We start from the raw sequence: 14,334 nt of genomic DNA, 5'->3' as shown, positions 1-14,334 counted from the left end.
CGTCACTCTCGTCAGGACAGGCCGAGCTCGTCGTCGATGATGTCGAAGACCTCGTCCAGGTTTGCGTTGGCCAATACGTCGCCGTTGCCGTTGCCGGTCGCGGTGTTCTCCCGTGCGTCGAGCAGGGACCGCAGCCTGCTACGCACCCTGGCCGCGTGCTGCGGCTCGAGATCCGCGAGATCGGCTGCCAGCCGGTCGATCTCGGCGAAAATTGATTCCGGCGTTGCCGATGCGCCGGACAGCAACGCGCCGAGCAGGTGTTCGAGCAGCGCGGCGGGGCTGGGGTAGTCGAAGACCAGCGTTGCGGGCAGGCGCAACCCCGTCGCCGTGTCCAGCGCACCGCGCAGTTCGACGGCCATCAGCGAGTCGAAGCCGAGATCGGTGAAGGGCCGGTCCAGCTCGATCGCCTCGGCCGAGCCGTGCCCGAGCACCGCAGCGACGCGACCGCGGATCAGCTGTTCGATCCGCTGGCGTTGCTCGGGTGCGGGCAGCCCGCGCAGGGTGTCGGCCAGCGCATGGCGCGGCGCGGCCGACGCGCTGGCCGCGCGGGCCGGCCTCGGGACCAGATCGCGCAGGACCACCGGGAGATGCCCGTCCATCGCGCGGCGGCGCAGCACCGCCCGGTTCACCGGCAGCGGCACGACGACCGGTTCGGCACCGGCCACGGCCGCGTCGAAGAGCGCGAGTCCGTCCGCTTCGGTGATCGGCGCGAGACCGGTGGCCGCGAGCCGCCGCCGATCGGAGGCGCTCAGCCTGCTCGCCATGCCGGTGTTCCAGAGTCCCCAGGCGATGCTGGTGGTGGGGTGTCCGGTGGTGGTGCGGTGGTGGGCGAGGGCGTCGAGGTAGGCGTTGGCTGCGGCGTAGTTGGCTTGGCCGGGGGAGCCGAGTGTTGCTGCGGCGGAGGAGAACAGGATGAGGGTGGTGTTGTGGTGTCGGGTGAGTTGGTGGAGGTGCCAGGCGGCGGTGGCTTTGGGGGCGAAGCTTCGGTGCAGGTGCCCCGGCGTCTGGTGTTCGATCGTCGCGTCGTCCAGCGCACCCGCGCCGTGCACGACGGCGAGCGGGCGGTCCCGCGGGATCGTGTCGAGCGCGGCGGCGATCTGCCGCGGATCGGTGAGATCGCAGGCGAACTGGGTGACGGTGGCGCCCTCTGGTTCCGGTGCGTTGCCGCCCCGGCTGAGCAGCACCATCTCGCGGACACCGTGTACGTCGACGAGGTGCTGCGCGAGGAGGGTGCCCAATGCCCCGGACGCACCGGTGATCAGGACGGTGCCCGAGCTCCAGTCCGGGCCCGCCGATGCGATGGCGGGCGCGGAGACGAGGCGGGGAACGTGAATCCGGCCGCCGCGCAGCGCCATTTGCGTTTCGTCCGAAGACAACGCGTGCGGCAGCGCGGCCCACGATCGCTCGTCGTCATCGATGTCCACCAGCAGCAGGCGACCCGGTCGCTCGACCTGCGCCGTGCGGACCAGGCCCCACACCGCCGCCCCGGCGGGCGCGGGCTCGCCGTCCACCGCCACCGCGTTGGCGGTCACGACCACGAGCGTGCGATCGTCGGCGAAGGACTGGATCGTGTGCAGTACCTCGGTCACCGCGGTCAGCGCGGCGTCGGGGTGTGGGTCGTCGCCGTGGTCGGTGCGCAGCAGCACGTGCGTGGCGTCCGCGGGGCCGTGTTCGTCACCGAGGTCAATGAAAACGGCGGTCGCCCTCGGTGTTTCGAGCGGACGCCAGGCCGGAAGGAACATCGACCGACCGGCGCCGGCGAACTGCTCCGGCGCGATCTTGCGCATGGTGAGGCGCTCGATCTCGGCGATGGGCCTGCCCGTGGCATCGGCGACCAGCAGCGCGACCGCGTCCTCACCTTTGGGCGACAGGCGGGCCCGCGACACCGGCGAGCCAGCGGCGTGCACGGTCACGCCGGACCACGAGAACGGCAGGCGCGCTTGGCCGTCCTCACCGAACATCCGGCCGACGCCGACGCCGTGCAGTACCGCGTCCAGCAGCGCCGGGTGCAGGTCGAAGCCGTCCGCGCGGTGGCCCTCGTTCGGCGGGAACGCCACCTCGACGGCCACGTCCTCACCGATCCGCCACGCGGACCGCAGGCCCTGGAACAGCGGCCCGTAATCGACGCCGGCCGCGGCGAATCGAGCGTAGACGTCCTCGACCGGCAGTGCGACCGCACCCGCGGGTGGCCAGGTCTGCAGCGACCACGACGGTTCGGCGACGGGCGCGGCATCCACGATGCCGGTGGCATGCGGCTGCCACGGCTCGCCGGGTGCGTCGAGCCTGGAGTGGATGGTGACGCCGCGGCGGCCGTCGCCGTCCGGTTCGGCCACCGCGATCTGCACGTCGACGGCGCCGGTTTCCGGCAGCGTCAACGGGTTCTCCAGGGTGAGCTCCCGGAGGCCGCGTAGTCCGGCCGCCTGCACGGCCTGCAGCACGAGCTCCACGAACCCGGTGCCGGGAAACACGACCGTGCCCGCGATGTTGTGGTCGGCCAGCCAAGGCTGGGCGGCCAGGGACAACCGAGCGGTGAGCAGCACACCGCCGGTATTGGCGAGTTCCAGGCGCGCGGCGAGCAGCGGATGATCGGAGTCGGCCCGACTCGGTGCGGCGGTGGCGTCCGGCCAATAGCGGGTGCGCTGGAAGGCGTAGGTGGGCAAGGCAACTCGGCGTGCTCCGGTATCGGCGAGGTAGCCGTGCCAGTCGGGGTCGATCCCGCCCGTGACGAGCCGCGCGATGGCGACGGTGATCGCCTCGATGTCGCCCTGTTTGCGGTGCAAGGACGGGATCGCCGTACCGGGCAGGTGCGGGATCAGCGCGGCATCCGGCCCGATCTCGAGGTAGACCGAGGCCGCGGTGCGCGCCATCGCCTCGGCGAAGCGCACGGTGCCGCGGGCGTGCCGGACCCAGTAGCCGGGATCGGCCAAAGTCGCCGCGTCGACCGGGCCGCCGGTCACGGTGGAGACGAACGGCACTGCCGGAGCCGAGTACGTCAGCTGCGCGACGACGTCGCGGAACTCGTCGAGGATCGGCTCCATCAGCGGTGAATGGAAGGCGTGTGAGACGCGTAGCCAATGCGTGCGCCGCCCGGGCAGGCGGTTGGTGATCGTGCTCAGTGCGTCGTGCGCACCCGATAGGACAAGCGAATTCGGGCCGTTGACCGCGGCGAGGCCGACCTCGTCGGCGAATTCGTCGAGCAGCGGCCGGATCTCGTGTTCGGTGGTCTCGACGGCGACCATCGCACCGCCCGCGGGCAGGGACTGCATGAGCCTGCCGCGGGCGCTGACGAGGGTAGCCGCATCGGCAAGACTGAGGACGCCCGCGGCATGTGCCGCCGCGATCTCACCGATCGAGTGCCCGGCTACCGACGTGGGGGTGACGCCCCAGCTTTCCCACAGCCGGTAGAGAGCGACCTGTACGGCGAACAGTGCGGGTTGGGTGTACTGCGTGCGGTCCAACAGTCCCGCGTTGTCCCCGAACACCGCGTCGCGCAACGGATGTGGCAGCTCGACCGCGGCGCAGGCCGCATCGAAGGCCGCAGCGTACACGGGATAGGTGTCGTACAGTTCGCGCCCCATGCCGAGGCGCTGAGAGCCTTGGCCCGAGAACACCATCGCCACGCCGTCGCCCGTGCCGCTACCGGTGAGCACCCCCGCCGGGACCTCTCCGGCTGCCAACGCGGCCAACGCGCGCCTGCGATCGTCGAGATTGCGGCCGAGCACTACCGCCCGGTGTTCGAACGAATGACGGGTGGTGGCGAGCGAGTAGGCGATATCCAGCATCGAGGCGTCGGAGTCGAGCCCACGCGCCAGCTGGTCAGCCTGCGCACGCAGCGCGACCTCATCCCGCCCGGACAGCACCCACGGCACCGGGGCCGGTGTGGGTCGTGGTGCGTCGGATTCGGCTGGGGCCGGGGCTTGTTCGAGGATGATGTGGGCGTTGGTGCCGCTGACGCCGAATGCGGACACGCCTGCCCGGCGGGGCCGGTCGACCGTAGGCCAGGCGTGGTTTTCGGTGAGTAGCGCGACTTTCCCGGTGCCCCAGTCGACTTCGGGTGTGGGTTGGTCGATGTGCAGGGTGCGGGGCAGGGTGCCGTGGCGCATGGCCATGATCATTTTGATGATGCCTGCGGCGCCTGCGGCGGCTTGGGTGTGGCCGATGTTGGATTTGATCGAGCCGAGCCAGAGGGGTTGGTCGCGGTCTTGTCCGTAGGTGGCCAGTAGTGCTTGGGCTTCGATGGGGTCGCCGAGTCGTGTTCCGGTGCCGTGCGCTTCGACGGCGTCGATATCGGCGGGTGTCAGCCCCGCGTTGGTCAGTGCTTGGCGGATGACTTGTTGCTGAGCGAGGCCGTTGGGTGCGGTGAGCCCGTTGGAGGCACCGTCCTGGTTGACCGCTGAGCCGCGCAGGATCGCCAGCACGGGATGCCCGTTGCGTCGTGCGTCGGCGAGACGCTCGACGAGGAGCAGGCCGACGCCTTCCGCCCAGCCGGTGCCGTCGGCGTTGCTGGAGAACGCTTTACAGCGTCCGTCGGGTGCGAGTCCGCCCTGTCGGCTGAACTCGGTGAAGGTGGTGGGGGTCGGCATCACGGTGACGCCGCCGGCCAGGGCCATGGTGCATTCACCGTTGCGTAGGGCCTGTGCGGCCAGATGCAGTGCGACCAGCGATGAGGAGCATGCGGTGTCGATGGTGAGCGCGGGGCCTTCGAGTCCGAAGGTGTAGGAGATACGTCCCGACGCCACACTGGTGGTGTTGCCGGTGAGTAGATACCCCTCGGTGCCGTTGGCGCCGTTCTGCAGCAACGAGACGTAGTCCTGGCTGTTTCCGCCGACGAACACGCCGGTCTTGCTGCCGCGCAACGACATCGGGTCGATGCCTGCGCGTTCGAAGGTCTCCCAGGTGGTTTCGAGCAGCAGTCGCTGCTGCGGGTCCATCGCGAGCGCCTCGCGCGGCGAGATCCCGAAGAACGCCGCATCGAAATCCGCTGCCCCGTCCAGGAAGCCACCGCAGGTGGCGGTGCTGCTGCCGTGCGCGCCGTCCGCGGATTCCAGCAGCGCGCCGAGGTCCCACCCGCGGTCGGTCGGGAATTCGGAGACGGCGTCGCGGCCCGCCAGCGTCAGCTCCCACAGCTCCTCCGGCCCGCGAACGCCGCCGGGAAAGCGACAGCCGAGTGCGACGATGGCCAGCGGCTCGTCCGACTCCGTGACTGTCGTCGTCACGACATCGGTCGGCGACTCCTCGGCGAAGAGCGAGCTGAGATGCGCGGCAAGCCGGGCCGGGTTCGGATGATCGAAGACCGTGGTGGCGGGGAGGGTGACGCCGAGCGAGGCGGCGAGGCGGTCGCGCAGCTCCACGGCGGTCAGCGAGTCGAATCCGAGGTCACGGAACGCCCGGTCCAGCTCGACCTCGCCGCGGTCGGTGTGCCCGAGCACGGCCGCCACTTCCGTACTGACGAGCTCGTGCAGGTGCGTTCGTCGTGCCGCGCTGTCGAGGGCGGAGAGTGGATGCCGGGCAGCGCTTTCGGACACCTGCCGCGTGTCGAGCAGTGCGCGGGTCGCGGGCAGATCGGACAGCAGAGCGCTTGGCCGGGCGGAGACGAACAGCGGCAGGAAATCCGCCCAGTGCACGTCCGCGACGGTCGAGCAGGGCTCGTCGTCGCGGACCGCCTGCTCCAGCGCCGCGATCGCGAGATCGGGCGACAGCGGGAGCACACCGCGGCGGCGCATGTGCTCGCCGGACTTGCCCTCGGCCATGCCGCCCTCGGCCCACGGGCCCCAGGCCACCGAGGTCGCGACGAGCCCGCGATCGCGGCGGTGCCGCGCGAGCGCGTCGAGATAGGCGTTGGCGGCGCCGTAGGCGGCCTGTCCGCCGGTGCCCCACACGCCGGACACCGAGGAGAACAGGACGAAAGCGTCCAGCTTGCGGTCACCGGTCAGTGCGTCGAGATGGGCCGCGCCCGCCGTCTTGCCCCGCACGATCTCGGCGAACTCGTCGATCCCGAGGTCGGACAGGGGCGTCAGCTGGCCGGCACCGGCGGTGTGCACCACAGCGGTCAACGGGGTGTGATCCGGCACGGCCGCAAGCAGTTCCGCGACCGCCGTTCGGTCGGCCACGTCGCACGCCCTGATGGTCACCGTCGCGCCGAGAGCGGACAGTTCGGCCGTCAATTCGGCCGCACCCGGTGCCGCGGGGCCGCGGCGGCTGACGAGCAGTAGCTGCTCGGCCCCGCGGCGGGCCAGCAGGCGGGCGACGTGCGCGCCGAGTGCGCCGGTGCCGCCGGTGATCAGGATGGTGCCGCGCGGCTGCCACGGTGCGACCTCGGGCGCGGGCTGCGGTGCGTGGATGAGCCGCGCAGCGAACACCCCCGATGCCCGCAGCGCAAGCTGGTCCTCGCCCGCGGGATAGGCCAGCAGCGCGGGCAGTCGGGTCAGCGTGTGCTCGTCGAGGGTCGGGGGTAGATCGATGAGCCCGCCCCAGCCCTGCGGCCACTCCAGCGCGACGGCGCGCCCCATGCCCCAGAATTGGCTCTGTGTGGGCGAGTGCAGCCGCTCGGAGCGGCCGATCGCGGCAGCGCCGCGGGTCAGGCACCACAGCGGTGCGCTGAACTCGGTGCGCTGCAACGCTTGCACCAGGTCAACGGTCGCGGTGAGCCCGCGCGAGAGCGTCGGATGCCGCTGGTCGGGTTCCTCGTCGAAGGCGAGCAGCGACAATACCCCCGCGAGCCCCGAGCCGTCGCCGAGGTCACCGGCCTGCCCGATCCGCACCTGCGCGCCTGCGGCACGCAAGGCGGCGAGCACGGCGCGCACGTCCGCGTCGTCGTGCCCGGCCTCGGGTACCACGACGCCCCAGGTGCCCGAGAGCTCCTGCGCGGCGGTGCTGAGCGGGGTCCAGGTGACGCGGTAGCGCCAGGAATCCACCACGGACTGTTGGTGTCTGCGGCGGCGCCAGCCCGCGAGCACGGGCAACGCGGCCGCCAGCGTCTCGCGGTCGTCGCTGGCCAGTTCCCGCGCCAGCGCAGGCAGATCGGACCGTTCGATCGCACCCCAGAATCGGGACTCGGCGGCGTCCGGCTGCACCGCCGCATCGTGCGACTGCTCGTCCTGCTCGAGCCAATAGTGCTTGCGCTGGAAGGGGTAGGTCGGCAGGAGCGCGGTCTGTGCGCCGGTGTCGGCGAAGTAGTTGTGCCAGTTCGGGTTCGCGCCGCGGGCGAGCAGCCGGGCGAGGGCCGTGGCGAGTGCGGGTGGTTCTGGTTGCTCGGCACGCAGGCTTGCCACGGCTCCGGCCGGGAGGTGCGGGAGCAACGAGCGGGTGGGTCCGATCTCCAGGTGGGTGGCCGGTGCGCGGGTAGCGATGGCGGTGATGGCGTCGGCGAAGCGGACGGTGTTGCGGGCGTGACGGATCCAGTGTTCCGGGTCGGTGAGCGTGGTCGCCTCGACGGGCTTGCCGGTGACGGTGGAGATCATCGGGAGGACGGGTGCGCGGAAATCCAGTCCGACGAGGGCGCTGCGGAATTGGTCGAGGATGGGGTCCATCAAGGGGGAGTGGAAGGCGTGTGAGACGCGTAGCCACTTGGGCCGGTGTCCGTCGAGCTTGCCGACGATCTCGGTGAGCGCCGCGTGATCTCCCGACAGCACAAGGGAATTCGGGTTGTTGATGGCGGCGATGCCGACGCGATCCTCGTATCCGCGTAGGCGGGGGAGAACGTCCTGCTCGGTGGTGTCGATGGCGACCATCGCGCCGCCATTGGGGAGCGACTGCATCAATCTGCCGCGGTGGGCGATGAGGGTGGCGGCGTCGGGGAGGGTGAGGACGCCTGCGATGTGTGCGGCGGTGATCTCGCCGATGGAGTGCCCGGCGAGCACCGCCGGGGCGATGCCCCAGTGTTCCCAGAGCCGGTAGAGGGCGACCTGTAGGGCGAACAGTGCTGGTTGGGCGTGCTGGGTCTGGTCGAGCAGCGCGGGGTCATCACCGAAGACGATGTCGCGCAGGGGTTTTGTGAGGTGCCGGTCGAGTTCGGCGCAGACGGTGTCGAAGGCGTCGGCATAAACGGGGTAGGCGTCGTAGAGTTCGCGGCCCATGCCGAGGCGTTGGGTGCCTTGGCCGGAGAACACCATAGCCACCCCGCCCTCGGCGGCGCGACCGGTGACCACCCCCGGTGCGGCCGGTCCGTTCGCGAACGATCGCAGCATGTGCGCGCGTTCGGCCGCATCGCCATCGACGAGCACCAACCGCTCATCCAGTGCGGCACGCGTAGTCGCGAGGGAGTATCCGAGGTCGAGCACGTCGGTCTCGTCGCCGATCCGATCGGCGACCCGGCTCGCCAGGGCGGACAGCGCCGCCTTGTCCCGTGCCGACAGCACCCACGGCACTATCGGTGGCGGCGCCTGCGTGGTGTGCACGGGCGTCGGCTCCGGCGCCTGTTCGAGGATCACATGCGCGTTGGTGCCACTGACACCGAATGCGGAGACCCCCGCTCGACGGGGTCGGTCGCGGCCGGGCCACTGCTGATCCTCGGCGAGCAGCGAAACCGCGCCCGCGGTCCAATCGACGTGCGGGGTGGGTTCATCGACGTGCAGGGTGCGCGGCAGGACGCCGTGCCGCATAGCCATGACCATCTTGATGACACCTGCGGCGCCCGCGGCGGATTGGGTGTGCCCGATGTTCGACTTGATCGTGCCGAGCCACAGCGGCTCGTCGCGGTCCTGACCGTAGGTGGCCAGCAGTGCCTGAGCCTCGATGGGATCGCCCAGACGCGTCCCGGTGCCGTGCGCCTCGACGGCGTCGACCTCCACCGGCCGCAGCCCCGCGTTCGCCAGCGCTTGGCGGATGACGCGCTGCTGTGCGGGACCGTTGGGTGCGCTGAGGCCGTTGGACGCGCCATCCTGGTTGACCGCCGAACCCCGCAGCACGGCGAGCACGGGATGGCCGTTGCGCCGGGCGTCGGACAACCGTTCCAGCAGAACGACTCCGGCGCCCTCGCCCCAGCCGGTCCCGTCCGCGGCCGCCGCGAAGGCCTTGCAGCGTCCGTCCGCGGCCAGGCCACGCTGGCGGCTGAACTCGACGAAAGCCGCAGGCGTTGACATCACCGTTACGCCGCCCGCGAGGGCCAGCGAACACTCCCCGGCCCGCAACGACTGCGCCGCCAGATGCAGCGCCACCAGCGACGACGAACAGGCGGTGTCGATGGTGACCGCGGGCCCCTCGAGGCCGAAGGTGTAGGAGACGCGGCCGGAGACAACAGCCGTCGCCGTACCCGTGATCAGATAGCCCTCCGCGTTCTGCGCGGCGCCACCGGTGCCGTAGTGCGAGGTGGCAGCGCCGATGAACACACCGGTTCGGCTCTCCCGTAAGCCATCCACCGCGATGCCTGCCCGCTCGAACGCCTCCCACGCGGTCTCCAGCAGGAGCCGTTGCTGCGGATCCATCGCGATCGCTTCCCGCGGCGAGATGCCGAAGAGCGCGGCATCGAACTCCGCGGCGGGAATGAAGGCGCCTTCGCGGGCATAGGTGGTGCCCGGCCTGGACAGGTCCGGGTCGTAGATGCCCCCGACATCCCAGCCGCGGTCGGCGGGGAACTCCGTGACCGCGTCGCCGCCGCGAGTCACCAGGTCCCACAACGCCTCCGGCGAATCGACGGCACCGGGGAACCGGCAGCTCATCGCGACGATCACCACCGGATCGTCGTCCCAGGCCGCCGCCTCGACCGCCGGTGTGGTCTCGGCGAGGTCACCGGACAGTTCCCGCGCCAGGTGCGTTGCCAGCGCGGCCGGTGACGGATGATCGAAGACCAAGGTGGCGGGCAGCGCCAGTCCGGTCGCGGTCCGCAGACGGTTGCGCAACTGGACCGCGGTGAGCGAGTCGACACCGAGGTCCCGGAACGCGACCCGTGCGGACACCGCGTCGGGCGTGGCGTGCCCGAGCACGGTGGCCGCCTCCGTGCGCACGAGGTCCAGCAGGACCCGGTGACGTTCGGCGGCGGCGAGCCCGGCCAACCGCTGCCGCGCACCGTTGTCCGGCGAATTCGCGGCGGCAGTGCGCGGTTCGTCCAGCGCGGACCGCGCCTCGGCGAGGTCGTCGATCAGCGGGCGGCGGCGCGCCGCGCTCAGCACCGGTGCGAAGGTGCCCCATTCGATGTTCGCGACGGTGACGGTGGTGTCGTCCCCGTCGAGTGCCCGCCGCAGCGCTTCGACGGCGAGTTCGGGTGCCATGGCGGGTAAACCATTGCGGCGCAACGCCTCTTCGGCCCCGCCCTGGGCGGCCATGCCGTCGCCGCCCCAGGTTCCCCAGGCCACGGCCAAGGCATGCAGCCCACGGTCGCGGCGGGCCTGTGCCAGCGCGTCCAGGTAGGCGTTGGCGGCGGCGTAGGCCCCTTGCCCGCTGCCGCCCCACACGCCTGCGCCCGAGGAGAACAGCACGAACGCGTCCAGCGGGATGTCGGCGAACGCGTCGTCGAGGTTGCGGGCGCCGCGTGCCTTGGCCGCCCAAGCCTGGGCCAGCAGCGTGTGGTCGGTGTCGCGCAGCGACGCGGTGGTGCCGACGCCCGCGGTGTGGAACACGGCGGTGATCGGGGTGCCCAACCCGCTGCGCAGTTCGTCCAATGCGGCGCGGTCGGCGACGTCACACGCCTCGACGTCCACGCGAATGCCGGGCGCGAGTTCGGCGAGTTCGGCCCGCAACTCGCGGGCGCCGGGAGCGTCGATACCGCGCCGGCTGGTGAGCACGAGGTGCCGCACCCCTGCCTGGGCCAGCCAGCGTGCGACGTGGCCGCCGAGTGCGCCGGTTCCGCCGGTGACGAGCGCAGTGCCCGAGGTGGTCCAGGAGCGTTCGGTGACCCCGGCGGCGGCGCGGGTCAGCCGCCGGGCGAAGACACCCGAGGCGCGCACGGCGAGTTGGTCCTCGTCCCAGCCGCCCGCCAGGATGGTCGCGAACCTGGTCGCGGCCCGGTCGTCGACCTGCGCGGGCAGGTCGACGAGACCGCCCCACCAGCGCGGGAATTCGAGACCGGCCACCTGGCCGAGGCCCCAGACCGCCGCCTGATCCGGAGCGCGGAGGCGGTCCGCGCGTCCGAGGGAGACTGCGCCGGACGTCACGCACCACAGCGCGCCCGCCAGGTCGGTGTCCGCGCAGGCTTGCAGCAACGCGAGGGTCGCGGCGGCCGGATCGGCGTCGAACGCGAGAAACGAGAGCACCTGGCGCGGTTGGTGCTCGGTGAGCAGCCCGGTGATCGCGTCGTGTGAAAGCGTGCTGTCGAACGGGATTCGGATGACGTCGGGCAGTGCGGTCAGCGCGGCCGAGACCGCGGGATGGGCGGTGTGAGCGGCCGAGACGAAGGCGAGAACTCGCCCGCTCGCCGCCGCCGTGCGCGCCGCAGGAAGTGGCCGCCAGGTGATCTGGTAGCGCCACCGGTCGACGGTCTCGCGGGTGGCGCGGCTACGCCGCCAATCCGACAGCAGCGGCAGCGCGGGCCGCAGCACGTCGCGCGAGTCCTGATCGCCGACTGCCAACATCGCCGCCAGCGCCTCGAGATCCTCGTGCTCGACCGCATGCCAGAATTGCGCGTCCGCGGTATCTTCGGCCACCACGGCGCGGGCCGGTGCGTCGAGCCAGTAGCGCGTGCGCTGGAAGGCATAGGTGGGCAGGGGGATTCGACGTGCGCCGCCGAACTGTGCGGTCCAGTCGACGTCGATCCCGTTGGTCCATGCCTCGGCCGCCGCGGCGTGTACCCGGGTCTGCGCGCCGTCGTTGCGGTGCAGGGTGCCGATCGCGACCACCGTGTCGGCGGACTCCTGGATGGCCGCGGTGAGTACGGGGTGTGGGCTCGGTTCGATGAAGGTGGTGTGGGTCGGCAGCAGGGACTCGACCACGGGGTGGAACAGGACGGTCTGGCGGAGGTTGCGGAACCAGTAGTCGGCGGTGAGTTCGGTGCCGTCGAGGCGGGTGCCGGTGACGGTGGAGTGAAAGGGGATGCGCCCGCTGCTCGGGTCGACCGGTGCGAGCGCCGAGGTCAACTCGGCGCGCAGGGCGTCGACGTGCGCCGAGTGCGAGGCGTAGTCGACCGGGATGCGGCGGGTACGGACGTCTTGTGTTTCCAGTGCGGCCAGGAGGTTTTCGAGTGCGTGGGCGGAGCCGCTGACGACCGTGGACTGCGCCCCGTTGCGGGCGGCGATGCCGAGGTCGGGGTGCCCGGCGAGGAGGTGCTCGACGTCCTTGGCGGGTAGCGCGATGGCGGCCATGCCGCCGTGTCCGGCGAGGCGTTCGCCGATGATCTTGCTGCGCAGGGCGACGATGCGGGCGGCGTCGTCGAGGGTGAGGATGCCTGCGACGGTGGCGGCGGCGATCTCGCCTTGGGAGTGGCCGATGACGGCCGACGGCTCGATGCCGAGCGTGCGCCACACCTCGGTGAGGGCGACCATGATGGCCCACAGGGCGGGCTGTACTACGTCGACGCGGTCCAATGCGGAATGGTCGGTGCGCAGCACCTCGGTGAGTGACCAGTCGACGAATGGTGCGAGCGCGTGTTCGCAGCGGGTGATGGATTCGGCGAAAACCGGTGAGCTGTCCAGGAGTTCGGCGCCCATGCCGGCCCATTGCGAGCCCTGGCCGGGGAAGACGAACACGATCTTGCCCGGCGTATCGACGGTGCCCTCGACGACTGCGGGGTGCGGGTTCCCGTCTGCCAGCGCCTGCATCCCGGCGAGTAGGGCTGCGCGGTCCTCGCCGACGACGACCGCTCGGTGAGCTAACACCGCGCGCCCGGAAGCCAACGACCAGCCGACGTCGACCGGGTCGCGATCCGGTTCGGCGAGGGGCATCAGCCGGCGGGCCTGCGCGCGCAGGCCCGCTTGGGTGGTGGCCGACAGCGGCCACGGTACAGACGTCGGTGCCGGACGTGCTGCGGCTTCGGGCGCGGCGTCCGCACCGACCCCGGCCTGTTCGAGGATGACGTGGGCGTTGGTGCCGCTGATGCCGAAGGACGACACGCCTGCGCGGCGCGGTCGATCGTTGTCGGGCCAGGGTTGGTGCTCGGTGAGCAGCGCGACTTTCCCGGTGCCCCAGTCGACTTCGGGGGTGGGCTGATCGATGTGCAGGGTGCGGGGCAGAACACCGTGGCGCATGCTCATGATCATTTTGATGACACCGGCGACACCGGCGGCCGCCTGGGTATGGCCGATATTCGATTTGACCGAGCCCAACCAGAGCGGGTGCGTGCGGTCCGCGGCGTAGGTGGCGAGCAGTGCCTGGGCCTCGATGGGATCGCCGAGGCGTGTTCCGGTGCCGTGTGCTTCGACGGCGTCCACGTCGGCCGGTCGCAGTCCGGCGTTGCTGAGGGCCTGTCGGATAACCCGTTGCTGGGCAGGGCCATTGGGTGCGGTGAGGCCGTTGGAGGCACCGTCCTGGTTGACCGCGGAACCGCGCAGGACCGCAAGCACCGGATGACCGTTGCGCTGGGCGTCGGAGAGCCGTTCGAGCAAGAGCAGGCCGATACCCTCGCCCCAGCCGGTGCCGTCGGCGGTGGCGGCGAAGGCTTTGCACCGGCCGTCGGGGGACAACCCGCCCTGCCTGCTGAACTCCACAAACGTTCGCGGCGTGGACATCACGGTCACCCCGCCGGCCAGGGCCATGGTGCACTCGCCGGTGCGCAACGCCTGCGCGGCCAGATGCAGCGCGACCAGCGATGAGGAGCATGCGGTGTCGATGGTGACGGCGGGGCCTTCGAGTCCGAAGGTGTAGGAGATACGGCCGGAGGCGATACTGCCCGCACTTCCGTTACCGAGGTGCCCGGACACTTCCTCCGGAACCCGTTCGAAACGGCCCGCGTAGTCGTTGTACATGACGCCGGTGAAGACACCGGTCTTGCTGCCGCGCAACGACATCGGGTCCAGGCCCGCGCGTTCGAAGGTCTCCCACGAGGTCTCCAGCAGCAGTCGCTGCTGCGGGTCCATCGCGAGCGCCTCGCGCGGCGAGATCCCGAACGGGGCCGGGTCGAAATCGGCGGCCTCGTGCAGGAAGCCCCCCGCACGCACGCCGGACGCGCCCGGCGCGTCCGGGTCTGCGGCGAACAGTTCGTCGAGCGGCCAGCCGCGATCCTGCGGGAACGCCGAAATGGCGTCGCCACCGGAGGACACCAGGCTCCACAGTGCTTCCGGGCTGTCGACACCGCCGGGGAAGCGACACGCCATCGCCACGACCGCGATGGGCTCGCGGTCCCGGTTCTCGACCTCCGACAGCCGTTCCCTGGTCTGTTGGAGATCAGCGGTGACCCGCTTGAGATAGCTGAAGAGCTTTTCGTCCTGCGCCATGCGCACAACCGCCTGTCGATTCGAACGGATTTCGGTA

1 protein-coding gene is annotated in these 14,334 nt (G+C 71.1%); it reads right to left on the bottom strand.

Annotation, left to right across the window (positions count from 1 at the left end; genetic code table 11):
• Positions 1–11 precede the first annotated feature (11 nt).
• Positions 12–14,297 (bottom strand): type I polyketide synthase, encoded by a 14,286-nt coding sequence (locus tag DMB37_RS03635; RefSeq protein WP_135231455.1) that lies wholly within the window; start codon positions 14,295–14,297, stop codon positions 12–14.
• Positions 14,298–14,334 lie beyond the last annotated feature (37 nt).

Source organism: Nocardia sp. CS682 (assembly GCF_004634405.1).
Lineage (GTDB): Bacteria > Actinomycetota > Actinomycetes > Mycobacteriales > Mycobacteriaceae > Nocardia > Nocardia ninae.
Note: the sequence above shows the minus strand (reverse complement) of the source record. Positions and strands in the feature narration are given on the sequence as shown.

Excerpts from the sequence above, each read along its gene's own strand:
- DMB37_RS03635 (WP_135231455.1), bottom strand. The coding sequence starts at position 14,297 with ATGGCGCAGGACGAAAAGCTCTTCAGCTATCTCAAGCGGGTCACCGCT.